Raw genomic sequence first — 21,623 nt, 5'->3', positions numbered from 1 at the left:
TTTGTTGGTTTGTCTGGTAACTTCCAACTTACCGAATGAGGAAAGGGTGAACAACCTATCGGAACACAACACCTAGACATGGAATATTATACGCTGCGCACAGAGAATGCGCAGACAAAAAAAGTCCGCGCTGTTTCATCACAGCGCGGACTTCTGCGGACTTGAGAGGAATGCACTGGGAGGCCCCCCATGGGCCTCCCGGCGGGCATTTCAGGGCCGAAGAGGCAAGCCCTGAAAGTTGTATTCGACCTTCTTCGGCAGCGCAGCCTAGTCGGCCTGCGTGCGAAGGAAGGCAGGAGTTTCACAATCGCTGTCGCTGTAGAGGAAATCCTCCTGGCCAGGAGCATGGCGCTGCTGGCGGCGACGGTCTCCCTTCATGACAAAGGGGTAATCGCTGCTGTTGGCGTCATACCAGGAACTGATCTCCTCGGTGCGCGACTGATGGCGGATCGGACGCATCTGCGGCTCGGCCTGAGGCTGCTGGCTGTAGACCGGCGGCTGTTCGGCCCGCACGACGCGGCGAGCTTCCGTGCGCACGGCATTGGCCCCGGCCTTGCTGAACGGCGTCACCGTCGCCGGAGCCGCCGGTTTGGCTTCCACGGCCTGCGGCGGCTCAATGCCGGTCGCGATCACCGTGATGCGGATCTCATCCCCCACTTCTTCGTCGAAGACCACACCAAAGATGATGTTGGCATCTTCCGGAGCGGCGTCGGCGATGATGTCGCCGATCTCCTGGATCTCTTCGGCGGAAATGTCCTGCGGAGCCGTGATGTTGTAGAGGACGGCCTTGCAGCTTTCCAGCGAGACGTCTTCGAGCAGAGGACTCATGATGGCCCGCTGCGCGGCTTCTCTGGCGCGGTTTTCGCCGGAGGCCATGCCCGTGCCCATGAGCGCCAGCCCGGATTCGGACATGGTGGTGCGCACGTCGGCAAAGTCAAGATTGATGATGCCTTCCCCGAGGATGACGTCGGAAATGCCCTTGACGGCGTAGTACAGCACCTCATTGGCCCGTTCCAGCATGCGGCTGAACGGTTCCTTCTTGGGCGCGAAGGCCATCAGGCGGTCATTGGGGATGGTGATCAGACAGTCCACATGCTGCTTGAACTCCTCAAGCCCCACTTCGGCCGCGCGTTTGCGCTTGATGCCTTCAAAGGTGAAAGGTTTGGTCACCACGCCGACGGTGAGCGCGCCCAGCTCCTTGGCGGCCTGCGCCACCACGGGCGCGGCGCCCGTGCCCGTGCCGCCGCCCATGCCGGCGGTGACGAAAACCATGTCGGCATCGCCAATGGCTTCACGGATGGCGTTGATGCTCTCCAGCGCGGCTTCACGGCCCACATTGGGGTTGGCCCCAGCGCCAAGGCCGCGCGTCAGGCTTTCGCCGAGCTGCACCTTGAGGGGCGATGTATTTTTATTGAGCGCCTGCACGTCGGTATTGGCGCACACGAATTGAACACCCTTCAGTCCGGAGTCGATCATGTTCTGTACGGCGTTGCCGCCACCGCCACCGACGCCGATAACCTTGAGTTTGGCGCTGCTGGCCAGCGAAGTGTCGATTTCATCCATGATAGACTGAGACATGCTTCCTCTCCTCTTGTGTGTTGCCTGTTTGCCCGCAAATGAAACTGAAAGCTAGGAAATGTCGGAAAACCACTTCTTCATGCGTGCCAGCAGCCCATCGAACATGCTGCTTTCATTGCGCGAAGAGGTGAACTTCTTCTGTCCGCCCATTTCCTTTTCCGCGCCGTAGCACAAGAGCCCCACTGCCGTAGAGAACTTGGGACTGTTGACCACGTCTTTCAGACCACCCACATTGCGCGGATAGCCTATGCGCGTCGGAAGGTTGAAGATCTGCTCGCCCAGCTCCTGACAGCCTTCGATGAGCGACGTCCCGCCCGTTAGGACGACGCCGGCCCCGATGAGATCCTTGTAGCCGGAGCGCACGAGGCTCTGGTCCACGAGGTAGAGGATCTCTTCCATGCGAGGTTCGCAGATCTCCGCCAGTACCTGCCGCGAGAGGCGACGGGATTCCCGCCCGCCCACGCTGGGTACTTCGATATATTCGTCGGCGCGCACCAGATCGGTCAGGGCGCAGCCGTACTTGATCTTGATCTTTTCCGCCGAGGCCACAGGCGTACGCAGCCCGAAGGCGATGTCGTTGGACAGGTTCTGCCCGCCCAGCGCCAGGACGGCCGTATGCTTGATGGCGTCGTTGGCGAAGATGGCGATGTCGGTCGTGCCGCCGCCCAGATCCACCAGCGCCACGCCGATCTCCCGTTCTTCGTCCGTGAGGACGGCCTTGGCCGAGGCGAGGGATTCCAGCGCGATCTCCGAGACTTCAAGCTGGGCCCTGTGGCAGGAGCGCACGATGTTCTGCGCCGAGGAGATGGCCCCGGTGACGATGTGCACCCGCACTTCCAGCCGCACGCCGGCCATACCCAGCGGATCGGCGATGCCGTACTGGTTGTCGACGATATATTCCTGCGGCAGGATGTGGATGACCTCCCGGTCGGCCGGGATGGCCACGGCCCGCGCCGCATCCAGCACGCGTTCGATATCCCGCTGCGTCACTTCGCCGCCCTTGACGGCGATGACCCCGTGGCTGTTGATGCCCATGATATGGCTGCCGGCTATGCCGACATAGACGGAGTTGATCTCGCAGCCCGCCATGAGTTCGGCATCTTCCACTGCCTTGCGCACGGATTGCACCGTCTGCTCGATATTGACGACCACGCCCTTGCGCAGCCCGGTGGAGACACTGTTGCCAATGCCCACCACTTCGATGGTGCCGGACTCGTTGAGCTGGCCCACCACCGCGCAAATCTTGGTCGTTCCGATATCAAGACCGACAATGAGATCAGACTTGTTCATTCCTGCCACCCTGAGATCAACTGCGTACCTTCTGATTCAAAATCACCCACACGTTGCCGTGAACCGCCCGCACATCGCGCACATCCCGCAATTCCTGCCGCCGCGCCAGGTCGCTCAGCGTAGCGCCCAGCCGTGACAGGTTGCCGCTCCAGTCGTCCGTCGCGATGGAAAGGCGCATTTCCCGATCCTCCAGATAGACTTCCACGCCTCGTGCCGGACTCAAGGTCACCGACGCCACGGCCCCCGATTCCACAGGGAGGCTCCCGCTGTTCAGATCCGCCATGAGCCGCTCCAAGTACGGTATGGCGTCCTCTCCGCCGGGCTCCACGGTCAGTGTGGGCAGGGAAAGGAAATTCTCGCTTTCCACCGGAGCGATGATCTCGCCTCGCTCATTGGCGTAATAAAGCTGCCCGTTCCTGTGCACCCAGAAAGACGGCATACGCTCTTTGATGCGGATGATGAAACGATCCGGCAGCAACCGTTTGACGGAGACCTCCTCCACCCAGGGGGTAGCCCGCAGCTTGCGCTCCATTTCGGTGATGCTCACGGAAAGGCTGTTGTCGCCCTCCCGGATACCGCCGTACTTGAGCACCATCTCGCGGGACAGCCGTACATTCCCAGTCACATCTATATGGGTGGTGGCAAAAAATTCGCTCGTCGTCGCCTTGCCGTACAGCCACAGGCTCAGGGCGCAGACTCCAGTCACCACGGCCGTTACAAAAACCAGCAGCACGCACAGGGTCAGCACACTGGCAAAACTGCCTCGCATCAGCGGCAGCTTGGGCAGGGGCAGGCGGATGCTCCGCACTGCCGCCCAGAACGAAACCTTTTCCCTGCGGTAGCTGTTGCGAACCTGTTTCTTCCTCTTCAGCGACAGATTCACGACAAAATCCTGACTTCCGGCTCAAGAACGATGGAAAACCGGCGTTTTACCTCTTCTTCGGCCATCCGCATCAAGTCAAATGCCGCCGGGGCACTCCCCTTGCCCGTATTGACGAGAAAATTCGCATGCAGGGGGGAAAACATCATACCGCCCAGCGACTTGCCGCGAAATCCGGCAGCGTCCAGCAGCTTTCCGGCGGAACGATCAGGAGCGGGATTTTTGTAGACGCATCCGGCGCTCCAGGCGGTCACAGGTTGTTTAGACTTTTTCTCGAAAAACTTGTGACGCATGAGTAAAGAAATGTCACCCTTTGCCTTGCGGGTCAAGCTAAAAGTGCCCGACAACACAAGATAGTCCGCCACTCCGCCAGGCATGCGCATATGCCGGTAACCGTAGGACAGCTGCGTGCCCGCGGCATCCCTGATCTGCACGCCGTCATAAAAGCGTACGCTAGCAAGATGCGGGCCAACCTCGCAGCCAAAGGACCCTGCGTTCATGGCGACAGCGCCGCCGACACTGCCCGGGATGCCGACCAGTCCTTCCAGCCCGCTCAAGCCCCGAACGGCGCAGAAGCGCAACAGTCGCGCCAAAGGCACGGACGCTCCGGCACGGACGAATACCTTGCCGTCATCCTCGCCGACGATCTCAGGCTCGCCTGCTGCCGCATAACGAACGAGGATAACAGGCAAATCGCCCTCGGCCGCCAGGATGTTCGTTCCCGCACCCAGAAAATAGAGCCGTCCGCCCAGTTGTTTGCGCCGCTCATCCAGCAGGAAAACGTCATTTTCCGACTCGATGCATAGTTCGGCAATGGCTTTTCCGCCAAGGCGCATGCTGGTACGTTCGGAAAGAAGCGGAGAAGCCGTTTCACGCATGCGCATTCTCCTCCAGCCAGAGCGGTCCAACACGGGTGATGCTGCCGGCGCCCAGCGTCAGGAGCACATCCCCGGGCTGCAGGAAGCTGGGCAGCTCCCGCACGAGCTCATCCAGCGTCTGAAAATAGGTGACCGGCGTACTGCCCACCTGCCGCATGCCCTGGGCCAGGCTTTCCCCTGAGACGCCGGGGATGGGCTTTTCTCCTGCGGCATAGATCTCCGTCAGCAGCACCTGATCGATGGGGTCGAAGACCTTGCAGAATTCGCCGAAGTGCGCCTGCGTCCTGCTGAAGCGGTGCGGCTGGAAGGCCGCGATGATGCGGCGGCCGGGAAAAACCTGCCGGGCCGTTTCCAGCGTGGCGGCAATTTCCGCAGGATGATGGCCGTAGTCGTCCACAACGGTCACGCCGTTGCGCTCGCCCTTGAATTCGAAGCGACGTCCCACGCCGGCAAAGGCGGCCAGACCATCCGCGCAGCGCGCAAAGGGGATGTCCGCCTTCAGGGCCGTACCGATGGCCGCCAGCGCGTTGAGCACATTGTGATGCCCGGGATGGGGCAGCCGCACCTCGCCCAGGGACGTGCCGTCCAGAAAGACCCCGAAACGGCTGACCGCGCCGCTTTCCCGCATCTCGGCGCGCAGGCGCGCCTCTTCGCTGAAACCGTAGGTCAGCACGGGACGTTTGACCTGCGGCAGCAGGCGGCGCACGCCGGGATCGTCCACACAGACCACGTTGCAGCCGTAAAACGGCACCTTGTTCATGAAGTGGACAAAGGCCTCGTCCAGCGCCTCCTGCGTGCCGTAGTGGTCGAGGTGATCCTCGTCCACATTGGTGACCACATTGATGATGGGGAAAAGGCACAGGAACGAGGCATCCGATTCATCGGCCTCGGCAATGAGATATTCCCCGGTGCCCAGATGGGCATTGGTGCCGTAGACGTTGAGCCTGCCGCCGATGATGACCGTGGGGTCGAGCCCGGCCGCGTCAAAGATGGCGGCGGTGAGCGAGGTGGTCGTGGTCTTGCCGTGCGTGCCGGCGATGGCGATGCCCTGCCGCAGGCGCATGAGCTCGGCCAGCATCTCGGCGCGCGGGATGATGGCGATGTTCCGCCGCCGGGCCTCCATCACTTCGGGATTGTTTTCCGCGATGGCCGTCGATTTGACGAGCACCTGCACGTCGCCCACGTTTTCGGGCGCATGCCCGATGGCGATGTCGGCTCCCAGCGTGCGCAAATGCCTGACCACCGCGGAATCCGACATGTCGGACCCCGAGATCCGGTATCCCTGGCTGAGCAGGACCTCGGCGATGCCGCTCATGCCGGCCCCGCCGATGCCCACCATATGGATGCAGCGCACCCGGTTGTTCATTCCGCTTCGTTCCACGCTCTTTCCTTTATCCGTCGATCCGCCGTCCTGCGGCGGACATATCGTCTTTTCGTCTCAGTCTGGACTGTGTCGCCACATGTTTTGCAAGACACGCTCCGCATGCTCGCGGAACACGCTTCCTCACCGCTCCCTTGCCTTCACACAGCGCGCTGGGAAGGGATGGGAGTTTAAGGGAAGGCGAGAAGGCTTTTTCTCGCTTCCCTATGAAAAGGCTGGGCCTCGCGCGTCGGCGGGATCCCCTCCCCCAGCGCAAGGCGCGCCGGCATCAGCGGCCCCTACGTCCGACACAGCCGTTCCAGCACCTCGCAGACGGCCTCCGCCGCCTGCGGCCGGGCGGCACGGCGGGCGGCCTCGCTCATCCGGCGGCGTTCTTCCGGCGCATCCAGCAACGCGATGACGCTTCTCAGCAACGCCTCTTCCCGCATACGGTCTTCCGCAAGCCAGCGGGCCGCTCCGGCCCTGCTCAGCGCAACGGCATTGCTGCGCTGATGATCGTGCGCCGCCTGCGGAAAGGGCACCAGCACGGCGGGCAGGCCCGCGGCGCACAGTTCCGCCACCGTAGTGGCCCCGGCCCGGCAGAAGGCGACATCCGCCCAGGCATAGGCCGAGGCCATGTCGTCGATGAAGGGGCTGACGCATTCGGCCGCAAAACCGGCGGCGACATAGGCCGCGCGCACGCTCTCGTAATCCGCCTTCCCGGTCTGGTGCCGCACCTCCACCCCGGCTTCCCGCAGCAGGGAGAGCTGCTCCATGACATAAACATTCAGGGCGTGCGCGCCCTGCGAGCCGCCCATGATCAACAGCCGGCGACTGCCGAACTCCCGCGGACGCCTGCCGGCTTCGGCCACGGCCGCCCGTACGGGATTGCCCGTCAGCACGCATTTTTCCGGGGCAAAGCCCTGCGTCCCTTCCAGCGACAGACAGACCGTGCCCGCCAGACGGCCCAACAGGCGATTGCTGGCCCCGGCCACGGCATTCTGCTCATGCAGCACGCAGGGCACGCCGCACAAGCGTGCCGCCAGCAGGGGCGCAAAGGCGGCATAACCGCCGAAGCCCGCCGCCACGTCGGGACGAAAGCGGCGGATCAGGCCCACGGCCCGTCCGCAGGCGGCGCTCATCCTGGCGGCGGCCGCAAGACCGCGCCAGCCCCGCCCGACCAGACCGCGCACCGGCAGGCCCACGAAGTCCACGCCCGCCTGTGCCGCGAGCCGGGCTTCCGGCCCGTACTGCGAGCCCACGAAAAGAAGCTGTGCCTGCGGGTGCCGCCGTCGCACGGCCTCGGCCACAGCCAGGGCCGGGAAGATATGTCCGCCGGTGCCGCCGGTGGTCAGGAGGACTTTTTCCATCCGTCAGCCGTCCTTGAAAAATTGAGCAGCAAGCCCACACAGATGAGCGTCGCCAGCAAGTTACTGCCGCCGTAGCTCACCAGCGGCATGGGCACGCCCTTGGGCGGGGCCACGCCCATGACCACCGCCAGGTTCATGAGACAGCCCATGGCGATGATCACGGTGATGCCAAAGGCCGTGAAGCGGTCGCGCAGTTCCTTCTGTCCCATGATGATGCGGTAACAGCGCCAGAACAGCATGGTGAAAAGCAGCATGACCACGCTCACGCCCACAAAACCCAGCTCCTCGCCCATGACGGCCATGATGAAGTCGTTATGCGCTTCGGGCAGGTAGAACATCTTCTGTTTGCTGGCGCCGACGCCCACCCCGAAAAAGCCCCCCGATCCGAAGGCCAGCAAGGACTGCACAAGGTGGTAGCCCGTATTGGACGGGTCCGCGAAGGGATCGAGGAAGGCCAGCAGACGCCGCAGGCGGTACGGCGAGGCGATGGCCAGCGCCATGGCCCCGGCCACCACCAGCGCCATGGCGAAAAACAGGTAGATGAACCGCGTCCCTCCGGCTACGCACATGAAAAAGAGCAGGCTGGCCAGCACGACCGAGCTGCCGAAATCCGGCTGCAACAGCAGAAGGAAGCAGAACAGGCCGGTCACGGCAAAGGGAGGGATGACCCCCCGGCTGAACGTCTTGATGAGATCCTGCTTGCTGCTCATGAAATACGCCAGATAGAGCGCCATGGAGATCTTCACGAATTCCATGGGCTGGATGGAGATGGGCCCGAGGGGTATCCAGCGGCGCGCGCCGTTGATGGCGGGCGCCAGCGGCGAGAGCGTCAGCAGGAGCAGCAGCAACGACAGGAACAGCGCCGGATACTGAAGCTTGTAGAGCCAGGCGCGCGGCATGAGCGCCGCTCCCCACAGGGCCAGCAGGCCGACGATGGCAAAGGCCACCTGCCGCTTGAAGAAATAATATTTGTCGCCGTTGTCTATCTCCGCCACGATGCCGCTGGCCGAGAGCACCATGATGAGCCCGATGGCAAGGATGATGACCGTCAACGTGAACAGCCACCAGTCGAAGCCTCCCGGAAGGGCCTTTTCGGCCACGCGCGCCAGCACGCTGGCCGCCTTGCTCTCACGGAAACTGTTCTTCTTCATGCCAGGGCACCGACGATGCGTTTGAAGTCCTCGCCGCGCTTCATGTAGTTTTCGTACTGGTCAAAACTGGAGGTGGCGGGGGCCAGCAGCACCACATCGCCCTTGCAGGCGGTGTGGGAGAGCAGGGTCACCGCTTCCTTCAGAGTTTCGTGCCAGTGCATGGGCACGACGTCGCTCCAGGCTTTTTCAAAGACCTCGCGGCTGCCGCCAAACAGGGCCACCTCCTGCACCTTTTCCTGCACGAGGGGGACGAGCGCCGCCAGATCGCCGCCCTTGAACTTGCCGCCGCACAGCAGGCGCACCGGCTGATCGAAGGATTCCAGCGCCACCTTGAGCGCGGCCACGGTGGTGCATTTGGAATCGTTGACGAACAGCACCCCGCGATGGCGGCGGACCCGCTCCAGCCGGTGCGGCAGCGGCCGGAAGGCGGCCACGGCGGCCGCGGCATTGGCCTCGCTCACGCCGAAGAAGCGGCAGGCCAGCCAGGCGGCCTCCACATTGAAATTGTTGTGCGCGCCGAGCAGCTGACAGTCCGCAAAACGCTGCGGACAGTTGGTCGGGATGAAGAGCTGTTGCCGCGCCCGCAGCCGGAAAGCGCCGGAGACCTTGCGCAGCCCCTCGCCCATGATGGCAAGATCCCCCTCTTCCTGACAGCGGAAGATGCGGAACTTGGCCTCCACGTATTCGGCCATGTTCTTGTGATGGTCCAGATGGTTGGGCGAGATGTTGAGGATGATCCCCACGCGCGGGCAGAAGGTCGAGCAGCCCTGCAGCTGGAAGCTGGAAGCCTCCAGCACGAGGACGTCGGCCCGGCGTCCGGCCAGCACGTATTCGGAAAGCGGCGTGCCGATGTTGCCGCCCAGAAAGACGGCATAGCCCTGTTTCTGGAGCATGGCGGCGGCCAGGCTCACGGTGGTGGTCTTGCCGCTCGTGCCGGTCACGGCCAGCACCGGTTCGCCGTCAAGATAGCGCCAGGCCAGCTCCATTTCGGCCATGACTTCGCAATTGGTGCGCGCCGCGTGCGGCCCCATCATCTCCCGCAAGGCGGTCAGCGGCAGGCCGGGGCTGGCCACCACCAGCACGGCATGCTCGAAAAGCTCCGGCGTGTGCTCGCCAAAGAGCACTTCCACCCCGGCGCGCTGCAGGGCGGCCAGCGTGGTCAGATCTATGGCGTTGCGGTTGCGCTCCAGCAGCCGCACCCGGGCCTTTTCCCGGCGCAGCAGTTTTGCCGCGGCAAGGCCGGATCGTCCGGCGCCCACCACGACGGCAAGTTCCCCAGGCTGAATACGACGGCCGCGATTGCGTTCCAAAGCCATAAGCGTTCTCCTCTCCTTTCCCTGCTAGCGCAGCTTGAGGACGGACAGGGCCATGAGCCCCAGCAGGATGGACGTGATCCAGAAGCGGATGATGATCTTCGATTCCGGTACGCCCTTGAGTTCAAAATGATGGTGCAGCGGCGCCATGCGGAAGAGCCGCTTGCCGCCCGTCCAGCGGAAATAGCCCACCTGCATGATGACGGAGAGCGTCTCGGCCACGAACAGGCCGCCCACCACGGCCAGCACCAGCTCCTGCTTGCTCAGCAGGGCCAGATAGCCCAGCACGCCGCCAAGGCTCAGCGAGCCCACATCGCCCATGAAGATCTGCGCCGGATAGGCGTTGAACCATAAAAAGCCCAGTCCGGCCCCCACCAGCGCGCCGCAGAAGACCGTCACCTCTCCCATGCCCGGCACATAGGGCACCAGCAGATAGGAGGCCAAGCGCGCATGGCCGGTGATGTAGATGAAGATGGCAAAGACCACCCCGGCCACGATGCTCGGGCCGATGGCCAGCCCGTCCAGCCCGTCCGTGAGATTGACGGCATTGGAGGCCGCCACCATGACGAACATCCCGAAGGGGATGTAGAAGATCCCCAGATCCGGCGTCCATTCCTTGATGAAGGGGATGGACAGCGTGGTGTTGCAGCGTTCGTCAAGATAGAGGGCCAGCATGGCCAGCAGAGCCACGGCCGCCTGTCCGGCCAGTTTGGCGCGGCCGCTGATGCCCCGGTTCTTGTGGTGGCGCAGCTTGGTCAGATCGTCCCAGAGCCCCACCAGCCCGAAGCCCACAAAGACGAAGAAGGTCTGCCAGATATAGGAATTGCGCAGATCCGCCCAGAGCAGCAGGCTCACCCCGAGACTGAACAGCATCATGATGCCGCCCATGGTGGGCGTACCGGCCTTGCCCGCATGGGCGGCCACATCCTCGTGGATGTACTGGCCGCACTTGAGCCTGCGCAGCCAGGCGATGAAGCGCGGCCCCACCAGCACGGAGATGACCAGGGCCGTCATGAGCGCCGCCAGAGAGCGGAACGAGATGTAGCGGAAGACGTTGAACGCCGACCATTCGTCAGCCAGCGGCACCAGCAGAGAGTAAAACATGCCTCACATCCCCCGCTGTTCCGCCGCATCCTGCAGAGCGGACAGCCATTCTTCCAGCGCATTGCCGCGCGACCCCTTGAACAGCACAAGGCCGCCGCGGCCTGTCCCCTTACCCATGTTCCCCAGGAGCGCGCAAAATTCCCCGGCATCCGCGGGCGCGTGAAACGGCCCCGCATAGCCCCCCCGCTCCAGACCGGCGCGCACGGCTTCCGCCTGCCCGCCCTTCCAGAATATGGCGTCAGGGCGCAGTTCCGCCAGATGGCGGCCCAACCGCTCGTGCTCAGGCGCGGCCAGGTCGCCCAGCTCACGCATCTCGCCCAGCACGGCGATGAAGCTGCCGCCCTCGCCGCAGGCCAGCTCCGCCGCGGCGTCCAGCATGCGCCGCATGGAAAGCGGATTGGCGTTATAGGTATCGTCGATGACGCGCCACGGCCCCACCTGCTTGCGCACGAAGCGCTGCGCGGGCAGTTCCGCCTCGGACAGGCCACGGGCGATGGTCTCCGGCGCAAGACCCAGCAGCGTGGCCGCCGCCGCCACGGCGATGCAGTTCTCCGCGCCGTAGCCGCCCCGGAAGGGAGCCAGCACATCGCAGGCCCTGCCGTCCAGATTCAGGCGATAGCGGCCCCGCTCGCCCTCGCTGCCGGCGGACGTGCCGCCAAACCGCAGGGGGCGGCCCTCGGCGGTGAAATACAGCAGGTCGCCGCGCACGGCACGGGCCTCGCGCACCAGATCGGGATAGTCGGCGCTGATGAGGCAGACGCCGTCCCGCGGCACATAGTGCAGCAGGCGCGCCTTGTGCCAGGCCACGCCGCGCGCGCCCAGCCCCTCGGTATGTCCCGCGCCGGCATTGAGGATGAGCGCCATGTCCGGCCGCACGATCTCGCCCAGCTCGTCCATGTCGCCCTCGTGACTGATGCCCACTTCCATGACCCAGAAGGCCTCGTCGCCGTCGGCGGCCAGCAGGGAGAGCGGCAGACCGATCTGATTGTTCAGATTGGCGGCATTGCGTGCCGTCTTGCCCGCAAGGGCCAGCGTCTGGGCCAGCAATTCCTTGACCGTGGTCTTGCCGGCCGTGCCGGTGACGGCGATGACCTTGACCCCCGCGCAACGGTCACGCCACAGCGCCGCCATGCGGCCCAGGGCCTTCACGGCATCCTCCGCCCGCAGATACGGGACCTGCAGTCCGGCGGGCATGGCCTGCGGCGCACGCGTCCCCAGGATGGCCGTTGCCCCGGCTTCCTGCGCCTTCAGGGCATAATCGTGCCCGTCCACATGCTCGCCCGCCAGACAGACGAAGAGCGTCCCCGGCCGTACGGCGCGGCTGTCCGTCGCCACGGCGGTCATTTCGCGGTCATCTTCCGGCGCGAGCGCGCAGCCGGCGGCCGCGGCCAGTTCACTCAGTCTTAGGCGCACCCCAGTATCTCCCGTACCACTTCCTGATCGCTGTAGTGGTGCTTGACGCCCTGGATGATCTGATAATCCTCATGCCCCTTGCCCGCGATGAGCAGTGCATCCTGCGGGCCCAGCATCTCAAGGGCCTTGCGCGTGGCCGTGCGGCGGTCCACTTCCACCAGCACCTCCCGCGCTTCCTTCAGCCCGGGCAGCACATCCTGCAGGATGGCTTCCGGGTCTTCAAAGCGCGGATTGTCCGAGGTGAGGACGGCCACGTCCGCGTAGCGGGCCACGGCTTCGCCCATGCGGGGACGCTTGCCGCGATCCCGGTTGCCGCCGCAGCCGAAGACCGCCAGGATCCGCCGAAAGCCCGCCCCGCGCAGGGCCTGCAACACATTGACCAGCGCATCCGGCGTATGGGCGTAATCCACGAAAACATTGAGCCCGCGCGGGTTCTCCACCCGCTCAAGACGGCCGGGCACGCCGCGAAAACCCGCCAGCGCCTGCAAGGAGGCCTGCGGCAGCCCCAGCTCCAGGGCCAGTGCCTGTACCCCCAGAAGATTGAGGGCGTTGAACTGCCCCACCAGCGGCGAACGCAGCTCCCAGCTCTCTCCTTCCAGCGACATGCGCAGATGCAGGCCGTCCGTGCCGGAATGCAGGATCTCCCCCTGCAGATGCCGCCGTCCGTCCGTGGCCGCGTGCAGCCCGTAGGAAAGGGCGGCGGGACAGTCCGCCAGCAGGCGGCGTCCCCAGGCATCGTCCGCATTGACGGCAAGGGCCTTGTCCTGCGCGGGCAGTTCGCGGAACAGCCGGGCTTTTGCCGCAAAGTACCGTTCCATGTCGGGGTGGAAATCCAGATGGTCCTGGGTGAGGTTGGTGAACAGGGCCCCGGCAAAGGGGATGCCGCCCACCCGCTGCTGTTCCAGCGCGTGCGAAGAGACTTCCATGACCGCCGTATCCACGCCCGCCTCGGCCATGCGGGCCAGCATGGCGTGGATGCTCAGCGGATCCGGCGTGGTCAGGGGCGCATTTTCCACATGGCCGGGCCAGCGGTAGCTGACCGTGCCCAGCACGCCGGTCTTGTGCCCCGCCGCCGTGAAAAGGTGTTCGAGCAGGTAGGCGCTGGTGGTCTTGCCGTTGGTGCCGGTGATGCCCAGCGTCCTCAACGGATGCGCCGCCGTGTGCCGGCGCGCCGCGGCCAGCCGCCAGAGGGCCTCGCGCGGGTCGGGATGGGGGATCACCCGGCAGGACGGCGTCTCGCCGCAGGCAGCGGCTGTCTCCGGCGTGCAGACGATGACGGCGGCCCCGGCCTCGCGCGCGGCGGGGATGAAGCGCGCCCCGTCTTCCGTCGCGCCCGGCACGGCCACAAAAACGTCGCCCGGTCCTACCTGCCGCGAGTCGGCGCGCACCTCGATGCCGCCCTTCTCCACCTGTTCGAGCAGTGTCGCAAATGTCCCCATCATCCCTACTTCTCCGATAGCCACAGGATATACCTGACGTTCTTTCCTTCCTCGGCCCAGTCGCTCCCGGCCGGAGGGCTCTGCTTGACCACCTTGTTGCCGCTGCCCTTGAGCTCAGGCACGACCCCGGCCCGGGCAAAAAGCTCCACCGCATTGCGCAGGCTCTTGCCGCGCACGTCCGGCACCTTGGTGCTGGCGCGGCTGCGATGGCCGGGCAGCCGCATGCCGTCCCCGGCATGGCGGGCGGGCGTCACCACGGCTTCCGCCAGATAGGGCGCTTCCGGCAGCGACAGCTTGAGCCCGCGGCGGCGATCCGTCTTCTTTTCCGCCGTCTCCTCGACGTCGGCCACCGGCACGATGGCCCCGCTGTAAGTGATGGAGCGGGCCGCGATCTCGCGGAACACCGGCGCGGCCACCACGCCGCCGTACTGGTTCTTGGTGGGTTCGTCCACCAGCACCACGATGAGATAGCGGGGATCGTCGGCGGGCAAAAAGCCCACGAAGGACGCCAGACGCTTGTTGCCGTACGAACCGGCGCGGCGGTCGGCCTTCTGGGCCGTGCCGGTCTTGCCGGCCACCTCCACGCCTTCGATGCGGGCGCGCTTGCCGGTACCGTCCTTCTCCTCGACCACGTCGCGCATCATCTTGCGCACTTGCTCCACCACCGCTTCACGGAAGATACGGGGATGCCGCTCCTCGACGTTGCTGTCCTCCCTGAGCAGGCGCAAAGGCTTGTATACGCCGCCGTTGAGCAGGGTCAGGTAGGCCTGCGCCATCTGCAGGCCGGTCACGGAAACGCTCTGCCCGAAGGCTGCGGACATGACGTCCACATCGCTCCAGTCCCGGGGGATGCGCAGGATGCCGCGGCTGTCGGCCACGGGCACCACGGCATGCTCCCCGAAGCCGAGGGCGCGCAGGTAACGGTAGGTGGTCGGCGCGCCCAGCTCCAGGCCGATCTTGGCCATGCCGATGTTGGACGAATAGCGCAATACCTTGTGGGCGGGCAGCACCCCCTGCCGCGAGGTGTCGCGGATGGTGAATTTCTTGGTCTCCCAGCGGCCGTTCTCGCAGTCGATGGGGGTCGTGGTGGTGATCTTCTTCTCTTCCAGCGCGGCGGCCATGATGAAGGGCTTGAAGGTCGAGCCCGGTTCCAGGGCGTCCGCGGCCAGCCGGTTGCGATAGACCACCGGGCTGGATTCCCGGTAGTTGTTGGGGTTGAAGAAGGGATACTGCGCCCAGGCCAGGATGTCCCCGGAGGGCACGTCCACCACCAGCGCCCCGCTCCACTTGGCGTCGAAGTCCCGCGCGGCCCGGGCCACGGCTTCCTCGGCGATGAACTGCATCTGGACGTCGATGGTCAGGGTGATGTCCTCGCCGCGCGGCTCGGAACGCCCTTCCTCATGCAGATAGAAGCGGCGGCCCGTGGCGTCGCGCTGTACCACCTGCCGCGTGGGCAGAGAGCCAAGCCGCGAATCGAGCGAACGCTCGATGCCTTCCAGCCCCTTGTCGTCCAGCCCCACGAAACCCAGCAGCTGGCCCGCCAGATGCTTGAAGGGATAGACGCGGTCATATTCCTTGCTCAGGCCGATACCGGGGATATTGGCCCGGCGCACGGCCTCGGCGGTGTAGTCGTCCACCTTGCGGCGCAGCCAGACGAAACGGCGGCTGGTCTTGGAAAGCTCGTCATAGAGCTTTTGCGGCTCAAGCCCGAGGATGGGACCGAGCGTATTGGCCATGCTCAGGAAATCCTGGATCTCGCGCGGCTTGGCGTAGACGGAACGAGCCTCCACGCTGCGGGCCAGCACCTGGCCGTTGCGGTCGAAGATCATGCCCCGGCGGCCGGTCACCAGCTCGGTGGCCGTATGCTGCCGGTTGGCCCGATCCGCCAGACGCGGCCCCATGATCATCTGGAGATACCAGGCCCGGCACCAGAGCCCGCCCCAGAGCAGACAAAAGCCGATGACCACCAGATTGATGCGGGCGCGCGACCAGTCCCAGTCGGCCCAGAAGCTTTTTTTGGCGGCGCTTCGGGACGCATTGGGCTTGCCGCCCGGGGTGCTGCCAAGGATGCGCGAGACCTCAGGCTGCCGTTTGCGCGGCCTGTTCTCGTTCTTTTTCGACGTGTTGCGCTTATTGCGCGACAGCGAAAACTTCAGCATGTCCCGTACCTCTTTCCCTGATCCGTGGCGCGGCGGTCCGCGGCCCCCTAATTGCTCTGGAGGCGGCGCACCTGTCCGGGCCTGGGCTCCGTCATGCCGAATTCCTCGGCACGGCGGCGCAATTCATAGGGCGAAAGCAACCGTTCGCGCTCCACCTGCAGCTTGGCCCGCAGGGATTTGCGCTCGTTGAGCGTGGTTTGGGCAATATTGATGAAGTAGTTGGTATCCATCCGCTCGATGTTCACCCAGACCAGCACGAGCCCCATGCTCATACAGGCGATGACGCCCCAGGCCAGCACCAGCAGCCAGCCGCGGCCATTGGCCCGCTGAAAGACCGCAGCCTTCTTCATGCGCATGCGCCGTCGCTCCCCGCCGTCGTGTCCTCGGCGATCTTTTCCGCGGCGCGCAGCTTGGCGCTGCTGGCGCGGGGGTTGCGGGCCAGTTCGTCTTCTCCGGCCTGCACTGGTTTCTTGAACAGGATGCGCACCTCGGGCTCATGCCCGCACACGCAGCGCATGACGTGCCGCGGGCAGCGGCAACCTTCCGCCCAATGCCGCATGGCCTGCTTGACCATGCGATCCTCCAGCGAATGGAAGCAGATGACGGCCAGCCGGCCGCCCACCCGCAGCCGCCGCAGGATGGCATCCAGAAAACGCTGCAATTCCCCCAGCTCGTCATTGACCGCCATGCGCAGGGCCTGGAAGGTGCGCGTGGCCGGATGACGGCGGGCCTTTGCCCGCCACGCCGCCGGATAGGCGCGCTCCACCAGCGCGGCCAGCTCGGCGGTGGTGTCGATGCTGCCCTTCTGGCGGGCATCCACGATGGCCCGGGCGATGCGCCCGGCCTGCGGTTCCTCGCCCAGGGTGGCGATGCACTCCTTGAGGCGGTCGAAATTTTCCCGGTTGACCCAGTGCCAGGCCGACGGTTTGCCGGAATGCTGATCCATGCGCATGTCCAGCGGTCCGTCACCGTAAAAGCTGAAGCCGCGTTCGGCCTCGTCCAGCTGCAGTGAGGAGACGCCGATGTCCAGCAGCGCCCCGTCGATGTTGTCCCAGCCCAGGCCGTCCAGTGCTTCGACAAAACGGCTGTATTCGCAATGTATGCCCGTAAAGCGCTCCCCGTACGGGGCCAGACGCTGCCGGGCCAATGCCAAGGCTTCTTCGTCCCTGTCCAGACCGCAGACCTCCACCCGGGACGAGGCCTCAAGCAGGGACTGCGTATGCCCGCCAAGGCCCAGCGTGCCGTCCAGGATGCGCACGGGGCCCTCCCCCTCCTGCCAGAGCGGGGCGAAGACCGCCAGCGTTTCGCGCGGCAGCACGGAAAGATGACGCGACGCGATGTCGCACGTGGAGGAGGCAAAGACCATGACGGAAACCTCTTACAAGGAGAACTCTATGCCGCTGGCCGCCAGTTCGGCGGAAACATCCGTGAGCTCGATGGCGTCGTGGCGGCCCTGATCCCAGATTTCAAACTTGTCGAGCATACCCACCAGCACCACGTCCTTGCACAATCCCGCCTCACGCATGAGCGGCTGCGGAATGCGCACGCGCCCCTGCGGATCGGGGATCATTTCCTGCGCCAGCCCGATGACCTTGGACTTGAAGTTGGAGAGCGCAGGCGAGGGAAAACGGATACGGCTCAGCTGCTCGATGATGTTTTCCCACTCATCGGGCAGGTAGGCCGTCAGATGACCGTAGTAGGCCGTGAGCCAAAACGTCCCGTCCCCGCCTTCGGCCTGCAGGCCGTCGCGGAACCCGGGAGGCAGCATAAGACGCCCCTTGGCATCCAGGCTGCGGTTGAAGCTGCCACGAAAGAGCTTTCTCACAATCTACCACGCGATTACCATGTTTTACCACTTTTTCCCACTTATGCCCCAAGCCCTACCCCCTGTCAAGCAAGCCTGCCGACTGGATTGAGCAATCAATGAATTGAAATCATTGGATATTTTTTCATAACGCTTTCCCACCGCCTCCCACGCTCTCCCACGCCCTTCCCCCCAAAAACGCCCGTCCGGCGCGCCCTTTCCGCCATCGCGTCCGCAGCGGCCCCCAAGAAAATCTCCCACCATCTCCCACATCCCGTGACGGCATGGGGCCCTCCCCGGCCGGGCAGTCCGCCGCACGCGGGACTTGCCAAAGCCGGCGTTTGCGGCGATACTTGTTGCCTACATTTTCTAGCGAGGCTGCCATGAGCAACAAAATCAAAAAAGTGGTGCTTGCCTACTCCGGCGGGCTGGATACTTCCGTCATCCTTAAATGGCTGATCGAAACCTATCACTGCGAAGTCATCACCTGCACGGCCGACCTCGGCCAGCCGGAAGACCTGAGCGGCGTCGAGGCCAAGGCCTACAAGACCGGCGCGTCCAAGGCCTATGTGGTGGACCTGCGCGAAGAGATGGCCCGCGATTTCGTCTTTCCCATGATGCGCGGCGCGGCCCGCTACGAGAACCGCTACATGCTGGGCACCTCCATCGCGCGGCCCTGCATCACCAAGGCCCTCATCGACATCGCCCGCAAGGAAGGGGCCGACGCCATTTCCCACGGCGCCACCGGCAAGGGCAACGATCAGGTGCGCTTCGAGTTCTCCGCCAAGGCGCTCGCCCCGGACATCAAGGTCATCGCCCCCTGGCGGGAATGGGATCTCATGTCCCGTACGGCCCTCAACGCCTTTGCCGAAAAGCACGGCATCCCCATCTCCTCCGCCGCCAAGCGCTACAGCATGGACGCCAACATGCTGCACACGAGCTTCGAGGGCAGCGAACTGGAAGATCCGGCCAACGCCCCGCACGAGTCCTGCCATGAGCGCTGCGTGCCCGTGGAGCAGGCCCCCAACGAGCCGGAGATCATCGAAGTGGGCTTCGAGGCGGGCAACCCCGTTTCCGTCAACGGCGAAAAGCTCTCGCCCTACAACATCATCCGCGTGCTGGCCGAAAAGGCCGGCAAGCACGGCATCGGCCGTGACGACATGGTGGAGAACCGCTATGTGGGCATGAAGTGCCGCGGCGTGTACGAAAACCCCGCCGGCACCCTGCTCTTCGCCCTGCAGCGCGACCTTGAAGGCATCTGCATGGACCGCGACCTGCTGGCCATCCGCGATCAGCTGGCCGTGCCCTACTCCCACGCCATTTATAATGGTTACTGGTTCTCGCCCGAGCGCGAGGCCATGCAGGCCTTCTTCGACAAGTCGCAGGAGACCGTCACCGGCACCGTGCGGGCCAAACTGTACAAGGGCGGCGTCTGGCCGCTGTGCCGCACCTCCCCCTACTCGCTGTTCTCCGAAGACCTTGCCACCTTCGAAGGCGGCGACTACGACCACAAGGACGCGGCGGGCTTCATCCGCCTCAACGGCCTGCGGCTCGGCATGTACGCGGCCATCAAGGCCAAGATGGGCAAGTAGCCCCCTTCCCTTCGTCGCAGCAGGCGCGGACGGCCGCAGGGTGTCCGCGCCTTTTCCGTCTTTTTCTCCATCGCCATCGCCGGGAGCAGCATATGAGCACCAATCAGAGCTGGGGGGGCCGCTTTGCCGAAGGCCCCCGGGAAGCCGTCGCCGCCTATACCGATTCGCAAACCTATGACCGCGCCCTCTACGCGCAGGATATCCGCGCCTCGCAAGCCCATGCCCGCATGCTGGGCCGCCAGGGCATCATCACCCCGCAGGAGGCGGAGACCCTCGTCTGCGGGCTCAATGCCGTCAAAAAAGAGATCGAAGACGGCTCCTTCGTCTGGAAACCGGCGCTGGAAGACGTGCACATGAACATCGAGGCCCGGCTCACCGAGCTCGTGGGCGATACCGGCAAAAAGCTGCATACCGGCCGCAGCCGCAACGATCAGGTGGGCCTCACCTTCCGCCTCTTCGTCAATGACCGGCTGGCCGACTGGCAGCATGCCGCAAAACAACTCGTCAGCACCCTCGTGCGCCTGGCCGACGGCCATCAGGCCGACATCCTCCCCGGCTGCACCCATCTGCAGCCCGCCCAGCCCGTCAGCCTCGCCCACCATCTGCTGGCCTATGCCTGGATGTTCGCGCGCGACGTGGACCGTCTGGACGACGTGCGCAAGCGGGTGCGCGTCTCCCCGCTGGGCTGCGCCGCCCTTGCCGGCACCACCTACCCGCTCGATCCCGAAAGCGTGGCCCGCGAAGTGGGCTTCGAGCGCATCTACGGCAACTCCATGGACGGTGTTTCCGACCGGGATTTCGTGCTGGAAGCCCTCTTCGCCGCCTCCTGCATCATGGCCCACCTCTCGCGCCTCTGTGAGGAGATCATCCTCTGGGCCAATCCGGCCTTCGGCTTCGTGAGCCTTTCCGACGGCTACTCCACCGGCTCGTCCATCATGCCGCAGAAAAAGAATCCCGACGTGGCCGAGCTCATGCGCGGCAAGACGGGCCGCGTCTACGGCGCGCTCATGGGCCTGCTCACCACAGTGAAGGGCCTGCCGCTCACCTACAACCGCGACCTTCAGGAAGACAAGGAAGGCTTCCTTGATACGGACCGCACGGTGACGGCCTCCCTTACCCTCATGGCCGGCATGCTCGACGAGACCACCTTCCGCACCGACCGCATGCGCGCCGCCTGCGCCCGCGGCTTCCTCAACGCCACGGAGCTGGCCGACTACCTCGTGGGCAAGGGCCTGCCCTTCCGCGAGGCCCATCACGTCACCGGGCACGCCGTGGCCCTGGCCGAAAAGGAAGGCAAGGGCCTGGAAGACCTGACGCTGGAACAGCTCCGCACGCTGGATGAGCGCATCGACGAAGACGTCTACGCCGTGCTGGACTACGACGCCGCCGTGCGCCGTCGCGAGACCCCGGCCGGGACCGGCCCCAAGTCCGTTGCCCGCCAGCTCGAGCAGCTGCGCCAGTGGCTCGCTGACCGAGCCTAGACCGCCGCTTTACCGGAGGGGGGAGACGTGCCGGGCACCGGAACGCTCCCTCCCCAGTTTTCCCCCCTTCCTCCTTTTCCCCGGCAGACCGCTGGCCGGTCGTTCGGCCAGACCTTCGGGGACGCGCCGCCACGCCCGGCGGACGCCCCGGCTGCCGCAGGCGCTCGGCCTCAGCCGCAAGCGCCTTTCCCTCACCCTCAACAGGATATTGCCCTCACATGACAAAACGCCTGCTGACCGCCGCGGCCCTTGCCGCCAGCCTGACCCTCGGTCTCTCCGCCTGCTCCGACAGCGACGTCATCCCCGAACCTCTGGAAAAAAGCGCGCTGTCGCTGGAAGACGCCATCGACCGCCTGCAGGAAGATCCCGGCAGCGACCCGCTGGCCCAGACGCTGGCGGCCATTGTGCTCACCCGGGACATGCCCGCGCACAAGGACGAACGCCGGGCCAACCTCTCGCGTGAAGCCCTGAGCCAGCACCGCTATGATGCCGCCTGCGCGGCGGCCCTGGCCATGAGCGATACCGACCGGCGCGACGGCACCCTGGCCGAGGTGGTGCATGCCGCCTCCGCCCAGTGCCGCAACCTGCCCTGGGCCGCCTTCGCCGCCATGAAGATCGGCAAGGAAGATATGGCCGAAGGCCTCCGCCGCAAAGTCGTGCGCCGCTGGCAGGATTGCGAAAAGCAGTGACCCACGCCGCCCCGCCGGCTCTAGAGCATTTTGCCTTTGAAAAAGGTAAAATGCGAGGCGGCGGCACAGCGCCGCCCGGCCGAAAGTGAGCGGAAAAACCGCGTTTTTTCCGCGAAACGCCA

General features: G+C 65.0%; 18 protein-coding genes. 3 read left to right on the top strand and 15 right to left on the bottom strand.

Features of this window, described 5'->3' with window-relative positions:
• Positions 1-267: 267 nt before the first annotated feature.
• From ftsZ to Q0K12_RS10230, 15 genes are all read right to left on the bottom strand, one after another.
• On the bottom strand, positions 268-1,578 hold the full coding sequence (gene ftsZ / locus Q0K12_RS10300; protein ID WP_297262637.1) for a cell division protein FtsZ: 1,311 nt from the start codon (positions 1,576-1,578) through the stop codon (positions 268-270).
• 51 nt (positions 1,579-1,629) lie between these two features.
• The gene (ftsA, locus tag Q0K12_RS10295; protein ID WP_297262635.1) at positions 1,630-2,868 is read right to left on the bottom strand and encodes a cell division protein FtsA; all 1,239 of its coding nucleotides are present in this window, start codon (positions 2,866-2,868) and stop codon (positions 1,630-1,632) included.
• 16 nt (positions 2,869-2,884) lie between these two features.
• Positions 2,885-3,751 carry an FtsQ-type POTRA domain-containing protein gene (locus Q0K12_RS10290; RefSeq protein WP_297262633.1) on the bottom strand — a complete coding sequence of 289 codons (867 nt, stop codon included), beginning with the start codon at positions 3,749-3,751 and terminating at the stop codon, positions 2,885-2,887.
• Positions 3,748-4,626: a UDP-N-acetylmuramate dehydrogenase gene (gene murB / locus Q0K12_RS10285; protein WP_297262631.1), complete on the bottom strand. Its 879-nt coding sequence runs from the start codon at positions 4,624-4,626 to the stop codon at positions 3,748-3,750. The genes Q0K12_RS10290 and murB overlap by 4 nt, the downstream gene beginning before the upstream one ends.
• Entirely contained in the window at positions 4,619-5,992 is a 1,374-nt protein-coding gene (gene murC, locus Q0K12_RS10280; RefSeq protein ID WP_297262639.1) for a UDP-N-acetylmuramate--L-alanine ligase, read from the bottom strand. Before murC ends, murB begins: the two co-directional genes overlap by 8 nt.
• A gap of 293 nt (positions 5,993-6,285) precedes the next feature.
• The gene (murG, locus tag Q0K12_RS10275; protein ID WP_297262629.1) at positions 6,286-7,356 is read right to left on the bottom strand and encodes an undecaprenyldiphospho-muramoylpentapeptide beta-N-acetylglucosaminyltransferase; all 1,071 of its coding nucleotides are present in this window, start codon (positions 7,354-7,356) and stop codon (positions 6,286-6,288) included.
• Positions 7,338-8,507, bottom strand: coding sequence for a putative lipid II flippase FtsW (gene ftsW, locus Q0K12_RS10270; RefSeq protein ID WP_297262627.1), 1,170 nt, complete (start codon positions 8,505-8,507; stop codon positions 7,338-7,340). The genes murG and ftsW overlap by 19 nt, the downstream gene beginning before the upstream one ends.
• On the bottom strand, positions 8,504-9,823 hold the full coding sequence (gene murD, locus Q0K12_RS10265) for a UDP-N-acetylmuramoyl-L-alanine--D-glutamate ligase (protein ID WP_297262625.1): 1,320 nt from the start codon (positions 9,821-9,823) through the stop codon (positions 8,504-8,506). Before murD ends, ftsW begins: the two co-directional genes overlap by 4 nt.
• A 24-nt stretch (positions 9,824-9,847) precedes the next feature.
• Positions 9,848-10,924 carry a phospho-N-acetylmuramoyl-pentapeptide-transferase gene (gene mraY / locus Q0K12_RS10260; RefSeq protein ID WP_297262623.1) on the bottom strand — a complete coding sequence of 359 codons (1,077 nt, stop codon included), beginning with the start codon at positions 10,922-10,924 and terminating at the stop codon, positions 9,848-9,850.
• A 3-nt stretch (positions 10,925-10,927) separates the two neighbouring features.
• A complete protein-coding gene (gene murF, locus Q0K12_RS10255) occupies positions 10,928-12,337 on the bottom strand; it encodes a UDP-N-acetylmuramoyl-tripeptide--D-alanyl-D-alanine ligase (RefSeq protein WP_297262621.1) in 1,410 nt (469 codons plus the stop codon).
• Entirely contained in the window at positions 12,328-13,779 is a 1,452-nt protein-coding gene (locus Q0K12_RS10250; protein WP_297262619.1) for a UDP-N-acetylmuramoyl-L-alanyl-D-glutamate--2,6-diaminopimelate ligase, read from the bottom strand. Before Q0K12_RS10250 ends, murF begins: the two co-directional genes overlap by 10 nt.
• A gap of 2 nt (positions 13,780-13,781) precedes the next feature.
• On the bottom strand, positions 13,782-15,935 hold the full coding sequence (locus Q0K12_RS10245) for a penicillin-binding transpeptidase domain-containing protein (RefSeq protein ID WP_297262617.1): 2,154 nt from the start codon (positions 15,933-15,935) through the stop codon (positions 13,782-13,784).
• Between the two features lie 47 nt (positions 15,936-15,982).
• The gene (locus Q0K12_RS10240) at positions 15,983-16,291 is read right to left on the bottom strand and encodes a hypothetical protein (RefSeq protein WP_297262615.1); all 309 of its coding nucleotides are present in this window, start codon (positions 16,289-16,291) and stop codon (positions 15,983-15,985) included.
• Positions 16,282-17,301: a 16S rRNA (cytosine(1402)-N(4))-methyltransferase RsmH gene (gene rsmH / locus Q0K12_RS10235; RefSeq protein ID WP_297262613.1), complete on the bottom strand. Its 1,020-nt coding sequence runs from the start codon at positions 17,299-17,301 to the stop codon at positions 16,282-16,284. Before rsmH ends, Q0K12_RS10240 begins: the two co-directional genes overlap by 10 nt.
• 12 nt (positions 17,302-17,313) lie before the next feature.
• The gene (locus Q0K12_RS10230) at positions 17,314-17,760 is read right to left on the bottom strand and encodes a division/cell wall cluster transcriptional repressor MraZ (RefSeq protein WP_297228326.1); all 447 of its coding nucleotides are present in this window, start codon (positions 17,758-17,760) and stop codon (positions 17,314-17,316) included.
• 362 nt (positions 17,761-18,122) lie between these two features.
• Between Q0K12_RS10230 and Q0K12_RS10225 the strand changes: the two genes are divergently transcribed.
• The 3 genes from Q0K12_RS10225 (at position 18,123) to Q0K12_RS10215 (ending at position 21,501) form a co-directional block, all read left to right on the top strand.
• Complete coding sequence (locus tag Q0K12_RS10225) at positions 18,123-19,331, top strand: argininosuccinate synthase (RefSeq protein ID WP_297262611.1); 1,209 nt, start codon at positions 18,123-18,125, stop codon at positions 19,329-19,331.
• 92 nt (positions 19,332-19,423) lie between these two features.
• Positions 19,424-20,812, top strand: a complete 1,389-nt coding sequence (argH, locus tag Q0K12_RS10220; protein WP_297262608.1) for an argininosuccinate lyase — start codon at positions 19,424-19,426, stop codon at positions 20,810-20,812.
• A gap of 218 nt (positions 20,813-21,030) precedes the next feature.
• Positions 21,031-21,501, top strand: a complete 471-nt coding sequence (locus tag Q0K12_RS10215) for a hypothetical protein (RefSeq protein ID WP_297262606.1) — start codon at positions 21,031-21,033, stop codon at positions 21,499-21,501.
• Positions 21,502-21,623 lie beyond the last annotated feature (122 nt).

Origin of the sequence: uncultured Desulfovibrio sp. (assembly GCF_944324525.1) — a bacterium.
Classification (GTDB): domain Bacteria; phylum Desulfobacterota; class Desulfovibrionia; order Desulfovibrionales; family Desulfovibrionaceae; genus Desulfovibrio.
This window is presented reverse-complemented; position numbering and strand designations above follow the sequence as displayed.

Coding starts and splice junctions, on each gene's coding strand:
- murG (WP_297262629.1), bottom strand. CDS start 7,356: ATGGAAAAAGTCCTCCTGACCACCGGCGGCACCGGCGGACATATCTTC.
- mraY (WP_297262623.1), bottom strand. CDS start 10,924: ATGTTTTACTCTCTGCTGGTGCCGCTGGCTGACGAATGGTCGGCGTTC.
- Q0K12_RS10250 (WP_297262619.1), bottom strand. CDS start 13,779: ATGATGGGGACATTTGCGACACTGCTCGAACAGGTGGAGAAGGGCGGC.
- ftsW (WP_297262627.1), bottom strand. CDS start 8,507: ATGAAGAAGAACAGTTTCCGTGAGAGCAAGGCGGCCAGCGTGCTGGCG.
- Q0K12_RS10245 (WP_297262617.1), bottom strand. CDS start 15,935: ATGCTGAAGTTTTCGCTGTCGCGCAATAAGCGCAACACGTCGAAAAAG.
- ftsA (WP_297262635.1), bottom strand. CDS start 2,868: ATGAACAAGTCTGATCTCATTGTCGGTCTTGATATCGGAACGACCAAG.
- Q0K12_RS10215 (WP_297262606.1), top strand. CDS start 21,031: ATGACAAAACGCCTGCTGACCGCCGCGGCCCTTGCCGCCAGCCTGACC.
- argH (WP_297262608.1), top strand. CDS start 19,424: ATGAGCACCAATCAGAGCTGGGGGGGCCGCTTTGCCGAAGGCCCCCGG.
- Q0K12_RS10225 (WP_297262611.1), top strand. CDS start 18,123: ATGAGCAACAAAATCAAAAAAGTGGTGCTTGCCTACTCCGGCGGGCTG.
- Q0K12_RS10240 (WP_297262615.1), bottom strand. CDS start 16,291: ATGCGCATGAAGAAGGCTGCGGTCTTTCAGCGGGCCAATGGCCGCGGC.
- murC (WP_297262639.1), bottom strand. CDS start 5,992: ATGAACAACCGGGTGCGCTGCATCCATATGGTGGGCATCGGCGGGGCC.
- ftsZ (WP_297262637.1), bottom strand. CDS start 1,578: ATGTCTCAGTCTATCATGGATGAAATCGACACTTCGCTGGCCAGCAGC.
- murD (WP_297262625.1), bottom strand. CDS start 9,823: ATGGCTTTGGAACGCAATCGCGGCCGTCGTATTCAGCCTGGGGAACTT.
- murB (WP_297262631.1), bottom strand. CDS start 4,626: ATGCGTGAAACGGCTTCTCCGCTTCTTTCCGAACGTACCAGCATGCGC.
- rsmH (WP_297262613.1), bottom strand. CDS start 17,301: ATGGTCTTTGCCTCCTCCACGTGCGACATCGCGTCGCGTCATCTTTCC.